General features: G+C 70.5%; 19 protein-coding genes. 9 read left to right on the top strand and 10 right to left on the bottom strand.

Annotated elements, in window-relative coordinates; all coding sequences use genetic code 11:
- The first annotated feature begins 10 nt into the window (after positions 1–10).
- Complete coding sequence (locus tag KGQ19_RS18740; protein WP_212010484.1) at positions 11–1,147, top strand: acyl-CoA dehydrogenase family protein; 1,137 nt, start codon at positions 11–13, stop codon at positions 1,145–1,147.
- Positions 1,148–1,187: 40 nt separating this feature from the next.
- Here the strand turns inward: KGQ19_RS18740 and KGQ19_RS18735 are convergent, their stop codons facing one another.
- Both KGQ19_RS18735 and KGQ19_RS18730 read right to left on the bottom strand, forming a co-directional pair.
- Positions 1,188–1,661: a GNAT family N-acetyltransferase gene (locus KGQ19_RS18735; RefSeq protein ID WP_212010483.1), complete on the bottom strand. Its 474-nt coding sequence runs from the start codon at positions 1,659–1,661 to the stop codon at positions 1,188–1,190.
- Positions 1,662–1,774: 113 nt separating this feature from the next.
- Positions 1,775–2,623 (bottom strand): SAM-dependent methyltransferase, encoded by an 849-nt coding sequence (locus tag KGQ19_RS18730; RefSeq protein WP_212010482.1) that lies wholly within the window; start codon positions 2,621–2,623, stop codon positions 1,775–1,777.
- Between the two features lie 149 nt (positions 2,624–2,772).
- On the opposite strand from KGQ19_RS18730, the gene KGQ19_RS18725 reads away from it, so the two are divergent.
- Complete coding sequence (locus tag KGQ19_RS18725) at positions 2,773–3,984, top strand: MFS transporter (RefSeq protein WP_212010481.1); 1,212 nt, start codon at positions 2,773–2,775, stop codon at positions 3,982–3,984.
- 60 nt (positions 3,985–4,044) lie between these two features.
- Here KGQ19_RS18725 and KGQ19_RS18720 read toward each other — a convergent pair whose 3' ends face one another.
- From KGQ19_RS18720 to KGQ19_RS18705, 4 genes are all read right to left on the bottom strand, one after another.
- Positions 4,045–4,713, bottom strand: coding sequence for a hypothetical protein (locus KGQ19_RS18720; protein WP_212010480.1), 669 nt, complete (start codon positions 4,711–4,713; stop codon positions 4,045–4,047).
- An 87-nt stretch (positions 4,714–4,800) separates the two neighbouring features.
- Positions 4,801–8,310 (bottom strand): methionine synthase, encoded by a 3,510-nt coding sequence (gene metH, locus KGQ19_RS18715; RefSeq protein ID WP_212010479.1) that lies wholly within the window; start codon positions 8,308–8,310, stop codon positions 4,801–4,803.
- Between the two features lie 75 nt (positions 8,311–8,385).
- Positions 8,386–9,996 carry a hypothetical protein gene (locus KGQ19_RS18710; protein WP_212010478.1) on the bottom strand — a complete coding sequence of 537 codons (1,611 nt, stop codon included), beginning with the start codon at positions 9,994–9,996 and terminating at the stop codon, positions 8,386–8,388.
- A gap of 58 nt (positions 9,997–10,054) precedes the next feature.
- Positions 10,055–11,185, bottom strand: a complete 1,131-nt coding sequence (locus tag KGQ19_RS18705; RefSeq protein WP_212010477.1) for an FAD-dependent oxidoreductase — start codon at positions 11,183–11,185, stop codon at positions 10,055–10,057.
- A gap of 79 nt (positions 11,186–11,264) precedes the next feature.
- On the opposite strand from KGQ19_RS18705, the gene KGQ19_RS18700 reads away from it, so the two are divergent.
- Positions 11,265–11,846 carry a TetR/AcrR family transcriptional regulator gene (locus KGQ19_RS18700; RefSeq protein WP_212010476.1) on the top strand — a complete coding sequence of 194 codons (582 nt, stop codon included), beginning with the start codon at positions 11,265–11,267 and terminating at the stop codon, positions 11,844–11,846.
- 250 nt (positions 11,847–12,096) lie between these two features.
- Here KGQ19_RS18700 and KGQ19_RS18695 read toward each other — a convergent pair whose 3' ends face one another.
- Positions 12,097–12,840 carry a G1 family glutamic endopeptidase gene (locus KGQ19_RS18695; RefSeq protein ID WP_212010475.1) on the bottom strand — a complete coding sequence of 248 codons (744 nt, stop codon included), beginning with the start codon at positions 12,838–12,840 and terminating at the stop codon, positions 12,097–12,099.
- Between the two features lie 250 nt (positions 12,841–13,090).
- Positions 13,091–14,092: a helix-turn-helix transcriptional regulator gene (locus KGQ19_RS51930; protein WP_212010474.1), complete on the bottom strand. Its 1,002-nt coding sequence runs from the start codon at positions 14,090–14,092 to the stop codon at positions 13,091–13,093.
- Positions 14,093–14,236: 144 nt separating this feature from the next.
- Here KGQ19_RS51930 and KGQ19_RS18685 point away from each other — a divergent pair, with 144 nt between their 5' ends.
- Positions 14,237–14,434, top strand: coding sequence for a helix-turn-helix transcriptional regulator (locus KGQ19_RS18685; RefSeq protein WP_212010473.1), 198 nt, complete (start codon positions 14,237–14,239; stop codon positions 14,432–14,434).
- Positions 14,418–14,849, top strand: a complete 432-nt coding sequence (locus KGQ19_RS18680) for a DUF2178 domain-containing protein (RefSeq protein WP_212010472.1) — start codon at positions 14,418–14,420, stop codon at positions 14,847–14,849. The genes KGQ19_RS18685 and KGQ19_RS18680 overlap by 17 nt, the downstream gene beginning before the upstream one ends.
- Before the next feature lie 157 nt (positions 14,850–15,006).
- On the opposite strand, the gene KGQ19_RS18675 is transcribed toward KGQ19_RS18680, so the two are convergent.
- Positions 15,007–16,818: an N-acetylmuramoyl-L-alanine amidase gene (locus KGQ19_RS18675; RefSeq protein WP_212010471.1), complete on the bottom strand. Its 1,812-nt coding sequence runs from the start codon at positions 16,816–16,818 to the stop codon at positions 15,007–15,009.
- 202 nt (positions 16,819–17,020) lie between these two features.
- Here KGQ19_RS18675 and KGQ19_RS18670 point away from each other — a divergent pair, with 202 nt between their 5' ends.
- Complete coding sequence (locus KGQ19_RS18670; protein WP_212010470.1) at positions 17,021–18,427, top strand: C39 family peptidase; 1,407 nt, start codon at positions 17,021–17,023, stop codon at positions 18,425–18,427.
- A gap of 129 nt (positions 18,428–18,556) precedes the next feature.
- Here the strand turns inward: KGQ19_RS18670 and KGQ19_RS18665 are convergent, their stop codons facing one another.
- Entirely contained in the window at positions 18,557–19,408 is an 852-nt protein-coding gene (locus KGQ19_RS18665; protein ID WP_212010469.1) for a DeoR/GlpR family DNA-binding transcription regulator, read from the bottom strand.
- Positions 19,409–19,598: 190 nt separating this feature from the next.
- Between KGQ19_RS18665 and KGQ19_RS18660 the strand changes: the two genes are divergently transcribed.
- From KGQ19_RS18660 to KGQ19_RS18650, 3 genes are read left to right on the top strand one after another with little or no spacing between them, the layout of a single operon-like run.
- A complete protein-coding gene (locus tag KGQ19_RS18660) occupies positions 19,599–21,500 on the top strand; it encodes an ABC transporter substrate-binding protein (protein ID WP_212010468.1) in 1,902 nt (633 codons plus the stop codon).
- Between the two features lie 3 nt (positions 21,501–21,503).
- On the top strand, positions 21,504–22,568 hold the full coding sequence (locus KGQ19_RS18655) for an ABC transporter permease (RefSeq protein ID WP_212010467.1): 1,065 nt from the start codon (positions 21,504–21,506) through the stop codon (positions 22,566–22,568).
- 29 nt (positions 22,569–22,597) lie between these two features.
- The gene (locus KGQ19_RS18650) at positions 22,598–23,404 is read left to right on the top strand and encodes an ABC transporter permease (protein WP_230418910.1); all 807 of its coding nucleotides are present in this window, start codon (positions 22,598–22,600) and stop codon (positions 23,402–23,404) included.
- The last annotated feature ends 13 nt before the right edge of the window (positions 23,405–23,417 follow it).

Raw genomic sequence — 23,417 nt, 5'->3', positions numbered from 1 at the left:
GCCCGGACTGATGGACCTCGACTTCAGCGAAGAGCAGATCCTGCTGCGGGACACGGTGCGGGACCTGTGTGCCAAGCACGTGCCGCTGGACACCGTGCGCGCTCTGGAGAACGACCCCGAGCGCTATCCGGAGGATTTCTGGAAGCAGGCCGCGCAGCTCGGGCTGCACGGGATGCGGCTTCCGGAGGAGCATGGCGGTACGGACATGACGCTGCTGGACGCGGCGCTGGTTTATGCGGAGTTCGGGCGCGCGCTGGTGCCGTCGCCGCACTTCGCGAGCACGGTACTGGCCGGTCAGGTGATCGCCGCGGCCGGCAGCGCCGAGCAGCGGGAACGGTGGCTGCCGCGGATCGCGTCCGGGGCCGGGGTGTTCACCGTCGCGTGGCTGGAGCCGGAACGGAGCTGTGGGCCGAAGGGCGTGCGGGCGCGGGCGGTTCCGGCCGAGGGCGGCGGGTACCGGCTCAGCGGGGCGAAGCGGCATGTCCCTTATGCGCGCGGTGCGGAGCGGGTGCTGGTCCTGGCGCGTGAGGAGGGCTCGGGGGACGAGGGCCCCGGGGACATCGCCTTCCTGCTGGTGGACCCGGCGGCCGAGGGCGTGCGGCTGACGCAGCAGCTGACCGTGGCGTCCGATACCCAGTACCGCATGGACTTCCAGGACGTGCCGGTAGCTCAGGACTCTGTCATCCGCGGCGGCTGGAGCGTGTGGGACGCGGTCCTGCACGACGCGATCGTGCTGGCGGCGGCCCAGTCCTGCGGCGCGGCCCGCCGGACGCTGGAGTTCACCGTCGACTACGCGTTGACCCGGCACCAGTTCGACAAGCCGCTCGGCGCCTTCCAGGCCATCGCGCACTACCTCTCCGACGCGGTGACCGCGATCGACGGGGCCGAGACGCTGGTCTGGGAGGCGGCCTGGGCCCGCGACGCGGGGCGCTCCACGGCGAAGCTGGCGCCGATGGCGAAGCTGTTCGCCGGGGACACGTTCCGGGACGTGACGGCCACCGCGCAGCAGATCTTCGGCGGCAACGGGTTCACGGTCGAGTTCGACACACAGCTGTACTTCCGGCGCGCCAAGCAGTGGCAGATGGCTTGGTGGGACGCGCGCTATCTGGAGGAGCTGATCGCGGTGGAGGTGCTGGACGCGGCGTGAGATGGGGCGAGGTGGCGTGAGGTGGCGCGCCGGGGCGCGATTATCGTGCGCCGTTCGGTGTCCAGCGAAGGGTCATGTCGGGCAGATTCTCCATGTTCCGGCGGCCGTCGTCGGTGTCCAGGACGGTAAAGCCGTGACGCTCGTAGAACGCGCGGGCATCGGTGTTCTGATCGAAGACCTGCAGGGACACGCCGTCAGGACTGTGCCGTCTGACCTCGTCGAGCAGAAGCGTGCCGACGCCTTGGCGACGGACGTCCGGTCTCAGATAGAGGTGTTCAAGCATGTCACCCTCAAGGGCGGCATAGCCGAGGATCTCCGTATCGCGCACTGCCACCCACACGCGGCAGGTCTTGAGCAGGACCTCCTCGACCCACCGGGTGACCTGGTCGTGACTGCGCTTCTGCGGAGGCAGGTACGGCATCGCCGCGGCCCGAGAAGCCATGTGAATGCGTGCGATCACCGCCGCGTCCGCCGTGTCCGCGAGCCGGATCTCTGCCATGCCGACAACACCCATGGCCGGAGAACCTACAAGACCAGCCGGGACGCAGCCAACGGATAACCCGGTGAACCGTCCCGGCCGCAGCACCGGCAAGCCTGCCCGCCCTGCACGCCTGCCCCGCCCGGCCGCTACCTCTTGCGCGCCACCACTCCATAAGAGATCTGCCGCGCCCGGATCGTCTTCGACACCGCCCGTTCGGCCCGCCACTCCACCATCGGCACCAGTCCCGGCTCCACCGGCTCCAGGTCCCCCAGCAGTTCCAGCACCTCGTCCCGGTCCCGGGCCTGGCACGGGATCGCCGACTGCCGGAACGCGGCGGCGGTGGCCCGGGCCAGTTCCACCACCAGGTCCGACGCGCCGTGCGTCGCGACCAGGTAGCTGTCCGGCGGGCAGGCGTCCATCAGGGTACGGAGATGCTTCGCGGGCTGTTCGTGGTCGGGCAGGTAGTGCAGCAGGCCGGTGACCACCATGGCCACCGGCTGCTCGAAGTCGATCAGTTCGCTGAGCGCCGGATCGCGCAGCAGGGCCCCGGGTTCGCGCAGGTCGCCCTCGACGAAGGCGGTGCCGGGGCCGCCGTCGGCCAGCAGAACCCGGGCGTGGGACAGCACGATCGGGTCGATGTCGACGTAGGCGACGCGGACCTCGGGCGCCACGGTGCGGGCGATCTGGTGCGTGGTCGGCAGCGTGGGCAGGCCGGTGCCGATGTCGACGAACTGCCGCACGCCCTCGGCCGCCAGGTGCCTGACCGCGCGGCGCAGGAAGTCGCGCTGTTCGCGGCAGGTGTCCCGCAGGTAGGGGTTGGCGCGCAACAGGAGCTCGGCGGCGGTCCGGTCGGCGCGGAAGTGGTCCTTGCCGCCGAGCAGGAAGTCGTAGACCCGCGCGACGTGCGGGGTGTCGGTGTCGAGCGGGACCGGGCGCCCCGGCCGGACGGCGTCGAACAACGGCGGCAGCGGGCCCAGTCCTTCGTTGTCGGCCATGCACCCTCCTGGTGGGCCGCGCCCCGGGTTGGTTGTCAGCGCTCGAAGGGCCCAGCTTAACGAAACTCCTTCTGAGGTAAACACCATTGCGCTGGAGGATAGGATCTTTACTGGTAAGGGGCGGATCGGGTCAGGGGCGGAGACAGCGCATGTGGGACAAGGAGCGACGCTCCGTCGCGACGGTGTTCGCCACGCACGGTGCCGCTTCCGGCACGTTCGCCTCGCGGCTGCCGTGGTTGTCGGACCACCTGCAACTGTCTGCGGGAAAACTCGGCATCGCATTGTTGATGACCTCCATCGGGGCCATCACCACGATGCCGTTCGCCGGCCGCGCGGTGGCGCGGTTCGGGACGGGAACAGTGGCCCGGACGCTGATCTGCGTGAACGTGGCGGTGCTGGTGGCAGCGGCGTGGATGCCGAGCCTGCTGACGCTGGCAGCGTGCACGATCGTGATGGGCGCGGTCGCCGGCACCTCCGACATGGCGATGAACGCGCAGGGGATCCTGGTCGAGAAGCGTCTCGGCCGCTCGATCATGTCGGGCCTGCACGGGACCTGGAGCACCGGCGTACTGGTCGCCGCGATGGCCGGTTCGCTCGCCGCACACCAGCACATCGACGCGCGCGTGCACTTCGCCATCGCGGCGGCGGTACTCGCGGTCGCGGTGACGTGGGGCACGCGCTCGTTCCGCACCACCGCGGCCGACGTGGGCCTGGCGGCGGAGAAGAAGGAGGACGTCCCGCTGTTCGTGATCCCGCGCGGGGTGATCCTGCTGATCGGCCTGGTCGGCTTCTGCGGCATCTACGCCGAGGTGGCATCCCAGGACTGGTCCTCGGTCTACATGCACCGCGTCCTGCACGGCGACGAGGCCGAAGCCGCCTTCACCACCGGCATGTTCGCCTTCACCATGGCCGCCGGCCGCCTGTCCGGCGATGCCGTGGTGGGCCGCCTCGGCGCCGCCACCACGGTCCGCGCCTGCGGGGTACTCGGAGCACTCGGCGGCATCCTGGTGATCGCGGCCCGCAGCCCGCTGCCGGCCGTCGCCGGATTCATGCTGATCGGCATCGGCGTCTCCGTAGTGGTCCCCCTGGCCTTCGCCGCCGCGGGCCACGCCGGCCCCAACCCGACCATGGGCGTCGCCGGCGTCGCGACCATCGCCTACGGCGCCGGCATGGCGGCCCCCGGCATCATCGGCGGCGTCGCCGACCTGACCTCGCTGCGCGTGGCCTTCTGCGCGGTCGCGGTGCTGGCCGGCATGGTCGCCCTCGGCGGCGGCCTGCTGGGCCGGAACGCGCCGGCCGCGCTGCACGGCGCGGAGCCGGTGCGGGTCGCGGAGGCTGAGGTGTTGGCTACGGAGGGGTGAGGGCCGGCTAAGAGATCCTTTCCGTTCAAGTAGTGCGCGCGGGCAGTTCCGATCACCGCATCAGAGCTTGTGGGACCAGTCGTGGGCGCAGCGGAAGCCGGGGAAATCCGGGAGGGCCTCCAGCACATCTCGTTCAAACAGCTGGTTGGCCGCGTCGTAAAGGGCTACGGCAGCCTGGAAGCCCGCGTCGCCGGCCGGGTCGGTCTCGTGAGTGGCGAGGTCGTTCCACAGCCCGGTCGCGACGACGCCCTGGGCGATGGCCGCGTTGACGGCTGTTATGTCCGTCGCGGAAAGGTAGGACGCCTGCCCCGTGCTCGCCCATGCACTCAGCATCCTCGCTCGGTCCACGCCCACCGCATACATCTGCTTCGCGAGGGTTGCTCGGTCGGCTGTCGTTTGGGCGAAGGAGTCCGTGGAGTCCTCACTCACCCACGGCACGCAAGCCTGCGCGGCGTTGTCGATGTAGTCGATGCGCCTGAGCTTGGCCTCGTAGGCGGTTTGGGCGGCGACCTGCTGCTGCGCTCTGGCCTGTATCGCGGCTTCCGACTTGGTGTAGCCCGTGAGGACACCGACGATCGAGGCCACGCTCGACGCCCCGGTCACCAGCGCCAGCAACCCCAGGACCGCCCCGATGTGGTCAACGGTCCATTTCGACTCGGTCTTCTTCGACTCAGTCTTCTTCGGCTTGGTCTTCGCTTCCCCCGTTTGTGAGGGCTTTGATTCGCTCACTCACAGCATGGTAGCCGGGACCACCCCCAGGCCGAACGGGCCGCGCGTGGCATGAGAGAGCGCCGAGAAACGTGTTGCGGCCGGCCCTCACCCCGCGTTGAAGTACGAAGCCTCCGGATGGTGCGCGACGATCGCGTCCGTCGACTGCTCCGGATGCAGCTGGTACTCCTCGGAAAGCAGCACGTTGATCCGCTCCGGCTTCAGCAACTCCACGATCTTCGTCCGGTCCTCCAGGTCCGGGCACGCCGGGTACCCGAACGAGTACCGGCATCCGCGGTACTCCACCTTGAACAGCCCCTCCGTGGACTCCGGGTCCTCGGCGGCGTAGCCCAGCTCGTCCCGCACCCGGGCGTGCCAGTACTCGGCCAGGGCCTCGGCCAGCTGCACCGACAGGCCGTGCAGTTCCATGTACTCGCGGTAGGAGTTCGCGGCGAACAGTTCCGCGGTGGCCTCAGCGATGCGAGCGCCGACGGTCACCAGTTGGAAGGGGGCCACATCCAGTTCGCCGGAGTCCTGGGGGCGCCAGAAGTCGGCCAGGCACAGGTGCCGGTCGCGGCGTTGGCGGGGGAAGGTGAAGCTGGTGCGCTGTTCGCCGCTTTCGTTGAGGATCAGGAGGCTGTCGCCCTTGCTGACGGCCGGGAAGTAGCCGTAGACGACTGCCGCCTCAAGGAGGTTGTCGGTCTGGAGGCGCTCCAGCCACATGCGCAGGCGGGGGCGGCCCTCGGTCTCGACCAGTTCCTCGTAGGTCTTACCGCCGGCGCCGCGGCCCGGCTTCAGGCCCCACTGGCCGAGGAACAGTGCGCGCTCGTCGATGTAGGGGGCGTACTCGGCCAGGCGGATGCCCTTCACCATGCGGTCGCCCCAGAACGGCGGGGTGGGGATCGGGTTGTCGACGGCGACGTCGGAGCGGGCGGGGATCGGTTCGGCGGGGAGTTCGCGGAGCGGGCCGGTGGCCTTCACGCGGCGGGGCCGCAGGGCCGGGAGTGCGGCGCCGGGGACGCCGGCCTTGACCGCCGCGACGGCGTCCATCAGGTTCAGGCCCTCGAAGGCGTCGCGGGCGTAGCGGACCTCGCCGTCGTAGAGTTCGGCGAGATCCTGCTCGACGAAGGCGCGGGTCAGCGCGGCGCCGCCGAGCAGGACCGGCCAGCGGCCGGCGACGCCGCGGGTGTTCATCTCCTCCAGGTTCTCCTTCATCACCACCGTGGACTTCACCAGCAGCCCGGACATCCCGATGGCGTCGGCGGTGTGCTCCTCGGCGGCGTCCAGGATGGTCTGCAGCGGCTGCTTGATGCCGAGGTTGACCACGTTGTAGCCGTTGTTCGACAAGATGATGTCGACCAGGTTCTTGCCGATGTCGTGGACGTCGCCCTTCACCGTGGCCAGCACGATCGTGCCCTTGCCGGTGGAGTCCGACTTCTCCATGTGCGGCTCCAGGTGCGCCACGGCCGTCTTCATCGTCTCAGCGCTCTGCAACACGAAGGGCAGCTGCATCTCGCCGGAGCCGAACAGCTCCCCGACCGTCTTCATGCCGTCCAGCAGCACCTCGTTGACGATCTCCAGCGCGGGCCGCTCGGCCAGCGCGGTGTCCAGGTCGGCCTCCAGGCCCTTGCGCTCGCCGTCGATGATGCGCCGCTTGAGTCGGTCGTTGAGCGGCAGCGCGGCCAGCTCGTCGGCGCGCGAGGCCTTCTGCGAGGCGGCGTCCACGCCCTCGAACAGCTCCAGCAGCCGGGTCAGCGGGTCGTAGTCCTCGGCGCGGCGGTCGTAGACCAGGTCCAGGGCGACCTTGCGCTGCTCCTCCGGGATGCGGGCGATCGGCAGGATCTTGGAGGCGTGCACGATCGCCGAGTCCAGGCCGGCCTCGACGCACTCGTGCAGGAACACCGAGTTCAGCACCTGGCGCGCGGCCGGGTTCAGGCCGAAGGAGATGTTCGACAGGCCGAGGGTGGTCTGGACGTCGGGATGGCGGCGCTTGAGCTCGCGGATCCCCTCGATGGTCTCCAGGCCGTCGCGCCGCGACTCCTCCTGCCCGGTACAGATCGTGAACGTGAGACAGTCCACGAGGATCGAGTCCTCCGGCACGCCCCAGTTGGCGGTGATGTCCTCGATCAGCCGCTCGGCGATCGCCACCTTGTGCTCGGCGGTGCGGGCCTGGCCCTGCTCGTCGATGGTCAGGGCGATGACGCCGGCGCCGTGCCCGGAGACCAGCTCCATGATGCGCGCGAACCGCGACGCGGGGCCGTCCCCGTCCTCGTAGTTCACCGAGTTGATGACGGCCCGGCCGCCCAGCGTCTCCAGCCCGGCCTGCAACACCTGCGGCTCGGTGGAGTCCAGCACGATCGGCAGCGTGGAGGCGGTGGCGAACCGGCTGGCGACCTGCACCATGTCCTGCACGCCGTCCCGGCCGACGTAGTCGACGCACAGGTCGAGCATGTGCGCGCCGTCGCGGATCTGGTTGCGCGCGATCTCCACGCACGCGTCCCAGTTCTCCGACAGCAGCGCCTCGCGGAAGGCCTTGGAACCGTTGGTGTTGGCCCGCTCGCCGATCGCCAGGTAGCTGATGTCCTGCCGGAAGGGAACGTGCTGATACAGCGAGGACGCGCCGGGCTCGCGCCGCGCGTCCCGGGCCGGCACCTCACGTCCGCCCAGCCGCTCGGCCAGCTGGCGCAGGTGCTCCGGGGTGGTGCCGCAGCAGCCGCCGATCAGCGAGACGCCGTACTGGTCGACGAACCGCTCGTGCCAGTCCGCGAGCTCCACCGGGCTCAGCGGGTAGTGCGCGCCGTCGGAGGTCAGCACCGGCAGGCCGGCGTTCGGCATGCAGGACAAGCCGATCTGCGCGTGCTTGCCCAGGTAGCGGATGTGCTCGCTCATCTCGGCCGGGCCGGTGGAGCAGTTCAGGCCGATCCGCTCGATGCCCAGGGACTCCAGAGCGGTCAGTGCCGCGCCGACCTCGGTGCCGAGCAGCATCGTGCCGGTGGTCTCGAACGAGGCCTGGGCCCAGACCGGGATGTCGACGCCGGCCGCGCGCGCCGCCGCCTTGCAGCCGTGCACCGCGGCCTTGATCTGCAACAGGTCCTGGCTGGTCTCCACCAGCAGCGCGTCCGCGCCGCCGGCGATCAGCCCGGCGGCCTCGGCCTGGTAGGCGTCACGCAGCGTGGCGTAGGAGATCTGGCCCAGGGACGGCAGCTTCGTGCCGGGGCCGATGGAGCCGATCACCCAGCGCGGCTTGTCCGGGGTGGCGAAGCCGTCGGCGACCTCGCGCGCCAGCCGGGCCCCGGCCTCGGAGAGCTCGAAGATGCGGTCGGAGATGTCGTAGTCGCCGAGGTTGGTGTGGTTGGCGCCGAAGGTGTTGGTCTCCACGCAGTCCACGCCGGCCCGGAAGTACTCCTCGTGCACCGAGCGGACGATGTCGGGGCGGGAGATGTTCAGGATCTCGTTGCAGCCCTCGTGGCCCTGGAAGTCGTCGAGCGTCGGATTCTGCGCCTGCAACATGGTGCCCATGGCCCCGTCGGCCACCACCACCCGCCTCCGGAGGGCTTCGCGAAGTGCGGCGATCCGGGCGTTTCCGGCGTGCGCGGAAAGGACGGCGGTCGAGGCCATGACGGTTCCTCCGGGGTGAGCGGCTGCTCTAGCGTGACCAATTGGAGATGATTCTAGTCCGCGGAGCGCGTCGGATCATGGAGTGTCCACGAAGTGGAGGGCCGCCGCCTCGGCCATCACCGCCTCCACCGGCCCCGCTGCGGCGGCGAGCCGCCGCGCCACCGCACGCCAGCGGTCCGGACGTCCGTCGAGCTGCTCGGCGACCAGCGCTTCGAGCGGCAGGTGGCCGGTGCGGTCGAGCTCGGCCTCGGTACGCAGCAGCTGACAGCCGAACCCGTCGTCGTCCAGAGTGTCGATCCAGTGCCGACGCGGTGTCCGCCGGGCGGCCTCGATCAGCGGGGCGGCGGAGCAGGCCGCCATGGAGGCGCGGACCTCGGGCATCGCCTGCTCCAGGGTTCCGGCGCGGCGCAGTTCGAGCGCCCAGACCGGCTCCGGTCCGGCCGCCTCGGCGAGGGCGGCGTACATACAGGTCAGCATCGACGGCTCGACGGGGTCGGGGAAAAGCGCGAGTACCAGTTCGTGCAGCGGGCCCGGGGCGTCGGTCAGCGACCAGGCGAGGTCCATGAGCTGGTCCTGGGACGCACCGCGCACCCACCACGCCAAGCGCACGCGGTTCTGTCCCTCGCGGTCCATGGAACGGAAGGCCCGGCCGGCGACGTGCGGCGAGGTGAGCGGGAGGTCGAAGATGTCGGCGGCATGGCCGGGCAGCACCCGCTCCAGCGTCGAGTCCGGACACAGCTTGTTCTTGACCAGCCACAACACCTGCTCGGCGGTGCCAAGCGCGATGACATGCTCGATCAGCGGCCGGCAGAGCGGGCCGCTGGAAAGCATCAACTCCCACCGGGGGTCTGGCGTCCCCGAGCCGCGGACGGCCGGCGGTCCGTCCAGATCGGCGAGGTAGCGGGCTGCGATGCCGCGCGGGGCCAGGGCCAGCAGGACGTTCTGCGCGGCGTGGTCGGAACGGGTCTCGCGGACGAAGCGCCACACCCGCGGGGTGGCGTCATCGCCGTGGAGGAGTTCGGCGAACGTGCCCCGGAAAGTGCCGCCGAGGGTGATCACGGCGGCCCAGCTTTCGTAGTCCTCGCCCAACTCCTCGGCCAGGCGCCGCGCGAGCAGGGCTCTGATGTCCCCGGTCGCACGGCGGACCCAGGGCCGCAGCCGGTCGGCGGGCGTGCAGACGGCGAGCGCCAAGGTGAGCCCCGCCGGTCGGGTGTGCTCGACCAGCTGCTCGGCGGTCAGGGTCGCGCCGCAGAGGGCTTCGAGCGCGCGGGCCCGCAGGCGGGGCAGGAGGTCGTTCCAGGGGTCGTCGGTCTCGACCTCGGGCAGGGCCCGGAGATAGGCGTCGAGGGTGAGGGGACGCTGTGGCACCGACTCCGGCTGCTCGACCAGGCGGCGTGCCAATATCCGGCGCGCCGGCGCGGGGCCGTGCTCGGAGATGTGGGCGACGACGGCCGGGGCGAGCGGCAGCGCGACAGTCGTGACGGCCTCGGCGAGCTGGTCGGGGCTGAGGGTGTCGAGGGCTTGCGCGACGTCAGCGCGCCGCGCCGAGCCGAGCAGCCTGAGCACCGCGGCCGGGCCGGGCACCGAGTCCGGGGCCTCGGCCCGCAGCCGTACGCTCTCGGTCGGCCAGACCGACGGGCACTCGCTGTGCGCCGTCGGCGCCGGCGCAGACGTCGCATCTCCCACCCGGGCATCCTGCCCAGCCGCAAGCCGGGTGGATACAGCGGCCCCGTCCCAGAAAGCGCTACGCCCCCACGGTCAAGATGGTGCTGACCATCTTCAGCCAGCGGGTGTGGAACCGGGTCACCAGGATGTCCGGGATGAGCGGCATCACGGCCGGCTGGTACTTGTCCGTCAGCTCCGAGCCGGCGATCCGCTGGGTCAGCCGGGCGCCCTTGAGCCGGGTGCGCTCGTACTCGGCCAGCCCGGCGGCCAGGTCGCCGGGCTTCACCCGCAGCCCGCGGGCCAGCGCCCAGGCGTCCTCCAGTGCCTGGTTGGCGCCCTGGGCCACGGTCGGCGGCATGGTGTGCGCGGCGTCGCCGAGCAGCACCACGCGGCCCCGGCTCCAGCCGCGGCCCACCTTCTGGCGCCGGTGGGCGAAGAACTCGATCTGCGAGTCGTCGGCGGCGGCCAGGGTCTCGGCCACCGGTGCGGCCCAGTCGCCGAAGCGCTCCTTGAGCATGGCCAGCGCCGACGCCGGCTGCGGGTCGTCCTGGTTCCAGGGCCGGTCGAACCACCACATGACCAGGCCGTCGCCGGCCGGCAGCAGCCCGCACATGCCCTCGCGGCCGACGATCATCAGGCCGCGGGTGGAGCGGGCGGTCTCGATGTCGACCCGGGTCAGGCCCTGCCAGGTGGCGAAGGCGGCCGGGCGGGTCGGATCGCCGAAGACGGTCTCGCGCAGCACCGAGCACGCGCCGTCGGCGGCGATCACCAGCTCGGCGGTGACCGAGGTGCCGTCGTCGAAGCCGACCTCGGCCTGCTCCGGGGTCTGGCTCACGCCGACCGCGCGCTTGTCGAAGTGCACGGTGCCCGGCGGCAGGCCGTGGGCCAGCCGCCGGATGATCTCGCGCCGGGGCGAGGAGCGGTGCGGGAAGCCGTAGCGGTCGGCCGCGTGGGCCACGTCTATGTCCATCAGGGTGCGGCCGTCCGTGCCGCGCACCGTGGCCAGGATGTCGATCGGCGCGCCGAGGTCGGCGTAGGGGACGCCGAGCGCGTCGAGCACGGCCGTGCCGTTGCTCCAGAGCGTGAGCGCCGCACCGGAGGTGCGCAGCGCTTCGGCGCGTTCGTAGCACGCCACCTGGTGTCCGTCCGCGATCAGCGCCCGCGCCACGGCCAGCCCGCCGATCCCCGCCCCGACTACCGCCACCTGCATGATGACCCCTCCTGAGCCGCACCGATTGATACCACCACGGCCATAGTACTATCACGGTTCCGGTATCATCCACCGGGTGATGGCCCCTCCCCCTAACCTCGCCCGCCGCCGGGCCCTGGCCGACGGCGCGCTGCGCGTCCTGGCCGCCTCCGGCCTGCACGGCTTCAGCCACCGCGCGGTCGACGCCGCCGCCGAACTGCCGCCCGGGACCGCCGCGAACTACTTCGGCAGCCGGGACGCGCTGCTGGGCGCGGCCGCCGAACGGGTGTTGGAGCTGCACGAGGAGGACATGGCCGCCGCCCACGGCCTGGTCGTCGGGCCGGTGGACCGGGAGGGGCTGATCGGACTGCTGGCGATGTCGCTGGAGATGTCGGCGAAGCTGCATCGGGAGCGCTATCTGGCGGTGTACGAGCTCACGCTGGAGGCCACACGGCGGCCCGCGCTCCAGGAGACGTTGGACACGATCAACCGGGCCGCGGTCGACTACAGCCACGAGCAGCACCAGGTGCTGGGGTTGAAGACGTCGCGCGAGGACGTGCAGACCCTGGCCGCGCTGTTCGGCGGGGCACTGTTCACGCTGGTCACCCGGCAGCCCACAGAGGTCGATGCCGCGACGTGTGCCGCCTTGGCGCGGGCGATGGTGGCCGGAATCGCTGAATGAGGGAACCGATATGCGCGCGAGCATGAGAACGCCTATAGGCCCGCGGACGTGACAACGCCCGCCACGAGAGATCGTGGCGGGCGTCGGAGGCGGACCGGTGGCTGTCGACGACCGGTCGGTCCGTCTGTCCTTCTCTTCGGTCACCGGCTTCAGAGCAACTGGTTACGGCCCATTCCCAACCGTTCCAGCCAAACCGCCGGCACCGTCTTGCAGAACCGCATCCTACTTCTGGAGGCAGCCTGCTTCCGCGCTACTTCCGGGCGTTGAAACCGGCCCCGGGCTCCATCGCGAACGAGCCGTTGCTCAGCGCGGTGGGGCCGTAGCCGCCGCTGGTCAGGGCCTGCGGGTTGGTCGAGTCGAAGACCTGGCCGTCGACGGTGACGTTGCTGAAGTCCTGCTCGGAGAACGACGGGTAGCTCGACGTCGGCGACTCGATGACCGCCTCGGCGCTGGCGTCCTGGCCGTTGTACTGCTGCTGGGTGGTCTCGGTCCAGCCGGCGGTGTTGTCGGTCAGGGTGATGGTGTAGTTGCCGCCGCCACTGTCGGCCACGCTGCCGGTGAAGGAGTCGCCGGCCGAGACCGGGTCGTTCCAGTAGACCGGCTGCGCCGGGTACATCTCGTACCAGGCCGAGTAGACCGGGCTGCCCGAGGAGCAGTCGGTCTGCACGCCGGTCTGCTCCACGCTCTCCGAGCCGTAGCCGTCGATGCCGACCCACGGCGCGTACAGGTCGTTGCTGGTGTTGCAGGTGACCTGCGGCTCGGTCCATGAGCCGGAGATGCTGGTGAAGTTGCCGGTGGCGACGTAGCCGCCCCAGTTGCTGTCCTGGAAGTTCTTCACGTTCCGGTGGTGGCCGAACGATATCGGGCTGTGGTGCGCGGCGGCGGCGGGCGTGGCGGCGCCGCTGCCGACGACCAGGGCCCCGCACGCGATCGCGACGGCGGCGAGTCGGGTGCGGCGGACGCCACGGAGGTGGGGGGCGAGGGAGGTGTGCATGGGGTATCTCCAGTTCCGATGAATGGACGGGGACTGATTGGTCAGTCTCGGAACCGAACGGCCGGTTGGGAACGTGTGGACATGGGCCGATGGCGGACATGGCCGGTCGCGGCCTAGGTGCGGCAAGAGGTGTTCAGGCTGTTGAGCGGCCCGGACGGGGGCAGCGGGAAGCGGCTGGACTGCTGGTTTTGCCATCGTTTGGGATGTTCGTTGCCATCTGCTGGGATCGATGGCGGACCGGTGCAACGCTTCAGTCCAGAAGCCCCAACTGAGCGGCCTTGGCCCCGGCCGCGAACCGGCTGCGCACCCCCAGCGTCTCCAGCGTCTGCGCGACCAGGCGGCGCAGCGTCCGCTCCGAGCACCCGAGCTGGCGGGCTATCGCCTCGTCCTTCGCGCCGGTCGCCAGCGCCCGCAGCAGTCTGACGTGCACGGCCGTCAGCTCCTCGCCCTGATCGCCGCCCGCACCGACGAACGTCGCGTACTTCTCCGCGCCGACCCACAGGTGCTCGAACGCCGCCAGCAGACAGCGCCCGACCACCGCGCTGCGGATCACCACGTCGCACGGCTCCTCGGTATCCGCGCCCGGGGTGACCACGACCGAGCTGTCGAGCACCAGCATCTGGAGCGGGATCGCGTCGGCGACGCGTACCTGGCCGCCGGTGCGTTCCAACGCGCTCAGATACGCCGCCGCACCGGCCCGGCGCGCGGCGGTCCGCGACACCAGCATCCGGAAGCCCACCCCGCGCCGCAGCAGTTCCAGGTCCACTTTCAAGCTCTCGCGCAGCACGTCGTTCGGGGCCAGCGCGGGATGCATCGCGACCGCCTCCTGGCGGTTGAGCGGTGCGCGGTCGTCCAGCCAGTGCCGGAGTTGGGCCCGGTCGGTGAAGCGCAGGACCTCCACGCGCTCGGACTCGAAGCTCGGGGGTGCTCCGGAGACCAGGTCCGCCAGGTCGGCGACGGCGCCGCGCCAGCGCTCGACCTCCTCGGCCATCCGGCCCAGGCCGCCGCGCGCCTGCGCCAGGACGTCCAGCACCGCGTGCTCGGGGAGCGCCACCGCGCCGTCGTCGGGGGTCAGCAGGCTGCGCTCGCCGAGCCATTCCACGCCGGCGCGCGCCTCGTCTTCGGAGACGTCGAGGCCCGAGGCGACGGCCGCCACCGGATCGGCCTGGGCCGGGCGGCCGGCGGCCAGGAGCCGGTATGCACGGTGTGCGGTAGTAGCCGGGTCCGGTGGGCGTAGTCCACGGCCTGACACGTGGGTCACCGTAGTCCGGCGAGAGCGAAGCGTAAAGGACGGGTCACTGCGCGGGTGCGCTCCTACGGGCGCACTACTATCCGGCCCGTTGGCCGATGTAAAGGGTGTTTGACAGTCGCGCGATGTAAAGCGTACTTTCCATTCATGCGGAACGACATGCGGGCACTGCGGCAGGCCAAGGGCCAGTCGCAGCAGGACCTGGGGCAGGCGCTCGGGGTGTCGCGGCAGACGGTGAACGCGATCGAGCAGTCGCGCTACGACCCCTCGCTCCCCCTGGCGATCCGCATCGCCCGGTATTTCGGCACAACAGTGGAGGGGATGTTCCATGTCGACGGATGCTGACGCGGAAGCGGAGGGGACCGCGCGGGGGCGCGGCGGCCGGCGGGGGTCGTGGATCGTGCCGGTGACCGCGATCGTCATGGGCGGGGTGTTCCTGGCGATCTACCTGGGCCACCACGACATCGGGATGGCGGTCGCCGGGCTGGTCGTCATGCTCGGTTACGCGGTGGTCCTGGTCTTCGGCTCCCGGCGCTCGGAGGCGCTGTCGCTGCTGCGCGGCCAGAGCAGCGACGAGCGGGGCCGGTCGATCGAGCAGCGCGCGTCCTCGGTGACGCTGCACGTGCTGGTCATGGTGCTGGTCGGCGGCTTCATCGTCTCAACGGTCCGCGGCCACGGGCAGGACACGTGGGCCAACCTGTGCGCGGTGGCGGGCGGGGTCTACATCCTGTCGACGATCGTCCTGACCCGGCGCGGCTGACAACGCGGGCCGGCAGACAGCGTGGTGCCGTGGCGCGGAACCCAACATTCCACGCCACGGCACCATGATTCGTCAGTATTGGTAGATCTTGATTACCGATAGATCTTGATTACCGATAGATCTTCAGTACCGGTAGATCTTCAGCACCAGTAGAGCCTCAGTACCAATCGATGACCGTCACCTCGGAGCTGGGCACCCAAGCCTCGCGGTGGTTGTAGTCGATCCCGAACCACAGGTTCTTCGTCCCGTCCTCGAACACCGACTTCGGCGCGGCCCACAGCGAGCCGGTCGGGGCGGTGCCGATGATGTCGGAGGCGTCGGTGGTCGGCCGGCCGTAGACGCCGATCGTCGCACCGGCGGTGCTCGGCTTCAGGCTCACCACGTAGGAGTGCACGGGCACCGCCGAACCTGCCGGTACCGCCAGCCACGCCTTCTTCGCGTCCGCGCTGTAGCTCGGCGTGGAGTTGCCGAGCTGGTCGTTCTCGCCGTACCAGATCTCGTACATGGTCATCCCGGTCCCGGCCTGGTCCGGCTGGGAGGCCAGGGAGTAGTACGGCATCTGGGTCTCGACGTTCGTGGTCTCGTCCGTCGGATCGGTGCCCGGCGCGCCGGGGATCACCGCGTCCTTGGTACTGGGACCGGTGTAGAGGGTGAAGAAGCTGTTGTTGGCCGTCGTCTCGGTCCCGTTCGGGCCGTCCGGCGCCTGGTCGCTGCTCGGGTCGACCCGGAACAGACCGGCGGCCGGGGTGTTCCCGGTCGGGTAGGCGACGCCCAGGGAGTGGATCAGCCCGAAGTAGTAGTCCCACAGCCAGTACTTGCCCGGGTCGACGTGGTTCGGCGAAGTGCCGACGGTCGGCGACGGGGTGGTGCCATGCGAGTTGATGTGGGCGTGGTCCAGCGGGATGTTGTACTTGTTCAGCAGGTATGCGGTCAGCTTGGCCGAGGCCAGGTACTCGGTGGCGTTGTACCACTGGTAGCCGGTGGCGTCGATGCCCGCGTGCTCGATGCCCACGGCGTGCTCGTTGTACCAGAAGTTGCCCGCGTGGTAGGCGATGTCCTTCTCTCTGAGCGTCTGGTAGACGGTGCCGTCGCTGTCGACGACGTAGTGCACGCTGACGCCGCTGTTGATGTCCTGGAACGTGCTGATCGCGTCGGCGGCGGTGCCCTCGATGTCGTGGATGGTCACGTCGTACAGGGCGAAGCTCGTCGGCCGGTTCGAGCTCTGGTAGGTGCACGCGCCGCTGACCGTGTTGCAGTCATACGTCGTGGGCACCACGCAGTCCACGGCCGACGGGTAGTCGACGTTGCTGTCCTGCGTGCAGCCGGCCGGCAGCGCCGCCGGCGCCAGCGGCACGGAGTCCAGCTTGGACTTGTCCGGCATGACCGCCTGCGGCGCCAGGGTCACCTGGGAGCCGTCGTCGGCCGTGCCGCTGAAGCCCGTCTGGATCAGCTGGAACGCCGCGTCGGCGTACATGCCGGCCACCGAGCGCGAGGAGGCGTGGCTGTAGGCGGCGATCGGCCCGTACCAGCCGGCCAGCGTCGCCGGGAGCTTCGGCGCCAGGGTCAGCGCCGCGGCCCGCAGCACCGCCGCGCCGCCGCGGATGTTGGCGGCCGTGTCGTGTTGCAGGGCACTGACACTGAGCCCGGTCAGCTTCGCCGCCTGGTCCAGGGTGTCGGTCTTGTCGTTCTTCACCAGGTTCATGCAGCCGTAGCCGTTGTCGATGCTGGGCTGACCGCTGTGCGCGCTGAGCCGGCCCTCCAGGTAGCAGACCGATTCCAGCACCTGCTGCGGTACCCCGTAGGCGTGCGCCGCATCGGCGAAGGCCGCGTTGACACTGCCGCCGCCGACCGTCCCGGCCCGGGCCGGAGCGCCGCTCAGGCCGAACGTGAGCAGCGCCGCGGCGGCCAGCGCCAGCGCTGCCCCGCGCCGGCGCGCACCACGGGCTCGGCTCGTATCCCGTCTCATCATCTGTCGCTAACACCGTCCAGACATCGTGGGGTGGGGGTATCAGAGTCCGGATCGACTCCTCGGACATGGTGCGGCCGGCACCGCGGTTTGTCACGCAAAATCAACAAGAAACCAAGATGATTCTTGACGGGTGCTGGGGTGACTGCCACACTCCCGGTTCGGGGAGGGCCCCAGCACCGCCGAGGAACATCCGGAGGCAGTCATGCGCAGCGCCCACGCACCTCGCACCCGGCGCACACTGCGCTCGACGAGGGCCCTGACCTGCGCGGCAGTGCTGACCGCGACCGGCATCGCGGGCACCGGGACCGGGGCGGCCGCCGCTCCCGGCACCAGCCCGGCTCCGGCGACAGCCCGGACCGTCCCCGCCGGGGCCGCGCCGACCGCCGGCGAGCGCGTCACCTTCCACAAGTGGACCACCCAGGCCGACTTCCAGGCCGGCACCGCGGCCGGGGTGACGGCCCTGGCCGGCGACCGGCAGGGCATCGCCATCTCCAGCACCGTCGGCAGCACGCGCTATAAGGACCCTTACCTTCACACCACCAAAACCTACGCCTTCAGCACCTGGACCTCGCCGTCCTACACGCCGGGATTCGGTGCCACCGAGCTGGTCTCGTCCTGGGACGCGCAGACCCCGGCCGGCACCTGGCTGGAGGTCGAGCTGAACGCGACGATGGAGGACGGGCACCAGACCGGCTGGCTGGACATGGGCGACTGGGCCTCCGGCGACACCGACATCGACCGCACCTCCACCAGCCCTTCGGCCGGGGTCTACGGCCAGGTCGACACCGACACCTTCAATGCCGCGGCCGGGCACTCGATCCAGGCCTACCAGCTGCGGGCCACGCTGTACCGGCTGCCGACCAGCACCGCCTCGCCGCGGTTGTGGCAGCTCGGCGCGTTCGCCTCGGCCGTGCCGGCCCGCACCGGCGTCACCCCGAGCCCGCTCGGCGGCGCCGAGGGCACCGAGCTGGCGGTTCCGCGATACTCGCAGCAGATCCACGTCGGGCAGTACAACCAGTACGGCGGGGGCGGGGACGCCTGGTGCAGCCCGACGTCCAGCGAGATGATCGCCGAGTACTGGGGCGACGGGCCGAGCGCGGCGGACCTGGCGTGGGTGGACCCGTCCTACGCCGACCCGAGCGTGGACTACGCGGCCCGCTCGACGTATGACTACGCCTACCGGGGCACCGGCAACTGGCCCTTCAACGCCGCCTACGCCGCGCACTACGGGCTGGACGCCGAGATCGTCCAGCTGCCCTCGGTCGACGCCCTGGAGACGCTGGTCAAGGCCGGGATCCCGGTGGCGATCTCAGTGGCCTTCGACAACGGCGAGCTGACCGGTTCCGGCTACGGCACCGCCGGGCACCTGATGGTGGTCGTCGGGTTCACCGCGACCGGGGACTTCATCGTGGACGACCCGTTCTCACCCTCGGACGCGGCGGTACGGCACGTCTACCAGCGCGGCCAGCTGGAGAACATCTGGCTGCGGACATACTGGACCCGCACCGACGGCACCACCGGCTCCGGCTCCGGCGGCGTGGCCTACGTCTACAAGCCGCACGACCTGGCGCTGCCGCCCGTCGCGGATCCGAACAACCCGACCTGGTGAGCCGGGACCGGACGGCTTCCTCAAAACCTCAGGACCGGTCGGGCTCACAGGCCCGTTGAGCTTCGGCCCGATCAGGCCCAGAGCGATCAGGCCCAGGGTCATCAGACTCAGAGCGATCAGACTCAGGGCTCAGTCGAGCTCGGAGCCGGTCGGCGCGACGATCACCCGGGTCCCGCTCTGCTCCAGCGCGCGCACCGCCTCGGGGTCGGCGCCGGAGTCGGTGACGATCGCGGTGACCGCGGACAGCGGGCACACCCGGCCGACCGCGACCCGGCCGAGCTTGGCGCCGTCGGCGAGCACGTAGACGGCCTGGGCCTGGGCCAGGATCGCCTGCCGGACCGGGATCTCCTCCAGCCGGTCGCTGGTCACCCCGGCCTTGAGGTGCACGCCGGAGGCCGCGATGAAGGCCCGGTCGGCGAAGAAGCGCTCGAAGAACTTCTCCGAGCCCGGGCCGACGCAGGACAGGTCGTCGCGCCGCACCTGACCGCCGGCCAGGTGCACCTCGACGCCCTCGCGGCCGGCCAGTTCGGCGGCGGTCGGCAGCCCGACGCACAGCGCCCGGCCGCTGAACGTGGCGGGCAGCGCGCGGGCCGTCTCGGCGACCGTGGTGCCCAGGTCGAAGACCAGCGTCTCCCCCGGTTCGACCAGCGCGGCGACCGCGGCGGCGATGGCCCGCTTGGGGTCCAGCCGGGCGATGGCCCGCTCGTCGGCGCCGGGTTCCCAGCCCCGGGTCTCCTGCGCGACGGCTCCGCCGTAGACCCGGCGCAAGATGCCGCGTTCCTCCAGGACCTGCAGGTCGCGGCGGATCGTCTCGCCGGAGACGCCGTAACGGGCGGCCAGGTCCTCGACCCGCACTCGGGTGTCGCGGCGCAGCTGCGCGGCGATGCGCAGGCGGCGCTCCTCGGGGAGGACCGCGTCGAGCAGTTCTTCCTTCATCTCCTCGGGACTCCACTGGCCGGGGCGGGCAGCGTGCGGACGCACGCTGCCCCCAGCGTAGTGGGGCGCGCCCGCGAGGGAAGGCCGACGTCCCTCGCCATCAGCAGAATATGTGGTTTCTTGGCCGAACAATACGTGGACTCTTGACGACTCCTCAAGGAATTGCCACACTCGGCGCACGACTTACGCGGACACCCGCCCCGCAGGGCTGCACCGATATCGCTGTGAGGATGCCATGCCTTTCCGAAACCCCCGACGACGTGCTTTCGCCCTCGCGGCGGCCCTGGCCGGGGCGGCGGTGCTGAGCGCTCCGGCCGCCGCCGCGTCCGGTCCGGCGCAGGCGCAGGCGCGCGGCGCACATAGCCAGAGCACATACTCCGAGGCGGATACGGCCTCTGCTTCCAGCAGCGGCAAGACCCTGACCGTCGGGGTCACCAGCACCATCGACTCGCTGTCGCCGTTCCTGGCCCAGCGCGCGCTGCCGACCCAGATCCACCGGCTGATGTACGACTTCCTCACCAACTACGACCCGACCGACGACCATCCGATCGGCGCGCTGGCGACCTCCTGGACCACCTCGGCCGACAAGCTGACCTGGACCTACACCATCCGCGACGGGATGAAGTGGTCCGACGGCCAGCCGGTGACCGCGGCGGACGCGGCCTGGACCTACAACCTGATGATGACCAACCCGGACGCGGCCACCGCGAACGGCAACTTCGTCGCCAACTTCGCCAAGGTGACGGCGACCGGGAACCAGCTGGTCATCACCTTGAAGCAGCCGCAGTCCACGATGCTGGCGCTGGACGTGCCGATCGTGCCGGAGCACATCTGGGCCGGGCACGTGAAGGACATCGGCACCTTCAACAACGACACCCAGTTCCCGGTGGTCGGCGACGGTCCGTTCATCCTCACCGGCTACCAGAAGGACCAGTACCTGACGCTGGACGCCAACCCGGACTACTGGCGCGGCAAGCCGGCCTTCGACCACCTGGTCTTCAAGTTCTACAAGGACGCCGACTCCGAAGTGGAGGCCCTGAAGAAGGGTGAGATCGACTTCGTTGACGGCCTGACCCCGGCGCAGTACGAGTCGCTGAAGGGCCAGTCCGACATCGTCACCAATGACGCCCCCGGCAAGCGCTTCTACGCGCTGGCGGTCAACCCCGGCGCCACCACCGCGACCGGGCAGGCGTTCGGCGACGGCAGCCCGGCGTTGCAGAACCAGCAGTTCCGCCAGGCGCTGATGTACGCGATCGACACCAAGACGCTGGTCACCAAGACGCTCGGCGGCTACGGCACGACCGGCAGCGGCTACATCCCGCCGGTGTTCTCCACCTATCACTGGAGTCCGGACCCCTCGACGGCCTACACCTACGACCCGGACAAGGCCAACCAGATGCTGGACGCCGCCGGGTTCAAGAAGGGCTCGGACGGGATGCGGACGATGCCCGACGGCAAGCCGCTGAACCTGCGTCTGATGGGCGAGACCAACCGGCCCGACGACACCCAGGACGCGACCTACGTCGCCGAATTCCTCAAGGCCGTCGGCATCGCCACCACCACCTCGCTGGTGGACCAGGGCAAGCTCGGCGACACCGAGGTGGCCGGCAACTTCGACCTGGCCTTCGACAGCTGGACGGCGAACCCGGACCCGGACGCCGTGCTGTCGATCCAGACCTGCGCCACCCGCCCCAGCGCCCCCGGCAAGACCGGCGCCACCGACGACTTCCTCTGCGACAAGAACTTCGACGCGCTGTACGCCAAGCAGATCACCGAGTACGACCCGGCGACCCGCGCCGATGACGTCAAGCAGATGGAGCAGGTGCTCTACACCGACGCCTACATCAACGTCCTGTACTACCCGGACGTCCTGGAGGCCTACCGGTCCGACGTGATCGGCTCGTGGGACAAGCAGCCGCAGCCCAAGGGCGTGTACTGGGGCCAGGACGGCTACTGGTCCTTCTGGTCCGCCAAGCCCGCCGCCGCGTCGGCGGCCTCGGGGTCCTCGTCGAAGTCGTCATCGAGTTCCACCGGTCTGGTCATCGGCATCGTGGTCGTGATCGTGGTGGTCGTGGGCGGCGGCGGCCTGGTGCTGATGCGCCGGCGGCGCACCGCGAGCGCCGAAGAACGCGAGTAGCACGTGTCGATCACCGCCTCCGCACTGCCGGACACCGCCGCCGTGCCGCCCGCCCCGGAAGGGGGCGCGGCGGCCCGGCGCGGGCCCGTCATCCCCCTGCGTTACGTCGTCGGCCGCCTGGTCGGGGCCGCTGTGAGCATGCTGGCCGTGGTGTTCACCGGCTTCTTCCTGTTCCGCGTCGTGCCCGGCGACCCGGTGCGGTCCCTGACCCGGGGCCGGGCCATGACCAACGCCCAGTTGGCCACGCTGCGCCACCAGTTCGGCATCGACAAGCCGCTGATCTCGCAGTTCGGCGACTACACGTCCCGCATCGTGCGGGGCGACCTGGGCACGTCCTACCAATACAAGACCTCTGTCAGCTCTCTGATCGGCAGCCACGTCTGGGCCACGGTCTACCTGGTCGGCACCGCGACGCTGATCTCGGCGTTCCTGGGGCTGCGGATCGGCGTGCGCTCGGCGTGGCGGAACGGCAGCCGATCGGATCGCGCCAACACCGGCATCGCGCTGGTGCTGTGGTCGATGCCGACGTTCTGGCTCGCGCTGATCATGATCATGGTGTTCAGCGTCGGCTTCGGGCCGATCCCGGGGATGTTCCCGACCGGCGGCATGAGCTCGCCGAACGTGCACGGGCTGTTCCCGGTGATCTGGGACCACTTCCGGCATCTGGTGCTGCCGTGTCTGACGCTGGTCGCGGTGCTGTACGCGCAGTATCTGCTGACGATGCGCGCCACGCTGCTGGAGGAGGTCGGCTCCGACTACCTCACCACGGCGCGGGCCAAGGGGCTGCGGGAGGACGACGTGCGGCGCAAGCACGCCGTGCCGAACTCGATGCTGCCGGCCGTCACGCTGGTGTTCCTGAACCTGGGCACCGCGGTGTCCGGCTCGATCCTGGCCGAGACCATCTTCTCCTGGCCCGGGCTCGGGTCGCTGTTCTACGAGGCGCTGACCGTGCCGGACCAGCCGCTGCTGGAAGGGCTGTTCATCTTCTTCTCGGCCGCGGTGATCGTGATGAACCTGCTGGCCGAACTGCTCTACCCGATCCTCGACCCGAGAGTGCGCACATCGTGATCGCCGACTTCCGCCGACGGCGGGCCGGGATGGTCGGCCTGGGCTTCCTGGTGCTGACCGCCCTGGTGGCCCTGGCCGCCCCGCTGTTCATCTCCGCCAACGACCTGTCGGCGGCGTTCGCCCCGGGCACGCCGCGCCAGGCCCCGTCGGGCCACTTCCTGCTCGGCACCGACGCCTACGGCCGGTCGATGGTGGACGTCACGATCTGGGGCGCGCGGATCTCGCTGACCGTGGGCGCGCTGGCCACGCTGCTGGCGGTCGGGATCGGGGCGCTGGTCGGGGTGGTCGCCGGGCACTTCGGCGGCTGGACCGACACGGTGCTGATGCGCGTCACCGACTGGTTCCTGGTGCTGCCGGTGCTGGTGCTGGCCACCGCGCTGGCCTCGGTGCTGACCCCGGGGGTCGGGACGGTGGTGGTGGCGATCGGGGTGACGGCCTGGCCGACCACGGCGCGCGTGGTGCGGGCGCAGACGCTGTCGGTGGAGTCCCGGCCGTACATCGAGCGGGCCAAGGCGCTGGGCGGCGGGCACTGGCACGTGATGCGGGTGCACATCCTGCCGAACGTCATGCCCCTGATGCTGGCCCAGGCCACGCTGACGGTGTCGGCGGCGATCCTGACCGAGGCGACGCTGGCCTTCCTGGGCCTGAGCGACCCGACGAAGGTGTCCTGGGGCACGACGCTGCAACTGGCCCGCACCGTCGGGGCGTTCAGCGCCGGGGAGTGGTGGATCCTGATGCCCCCCGGCGTCGCGATCGTCCTGGTGGCGCTGGCCTTCACCCTCGTCGGCCGGGCGCTGGAACAGGTGCTCAACCCGCGGCTTCAGGAGCGGATGTGACAGAGACAGTGCA

The organism is Catenulispora pinistramenti, assembly GCF_018274385.1.
GTDB lineage: Bacteria > Actinomycetota > Actinomycetes > Streptomycetales > Catenulisporaceae > Catenulispora > Catenulispora pinistramenti.
Note: the sequence above shows the minus strand (reverse complement) of the source record. Positions and strands in the feature narration are given on the sequence as shown.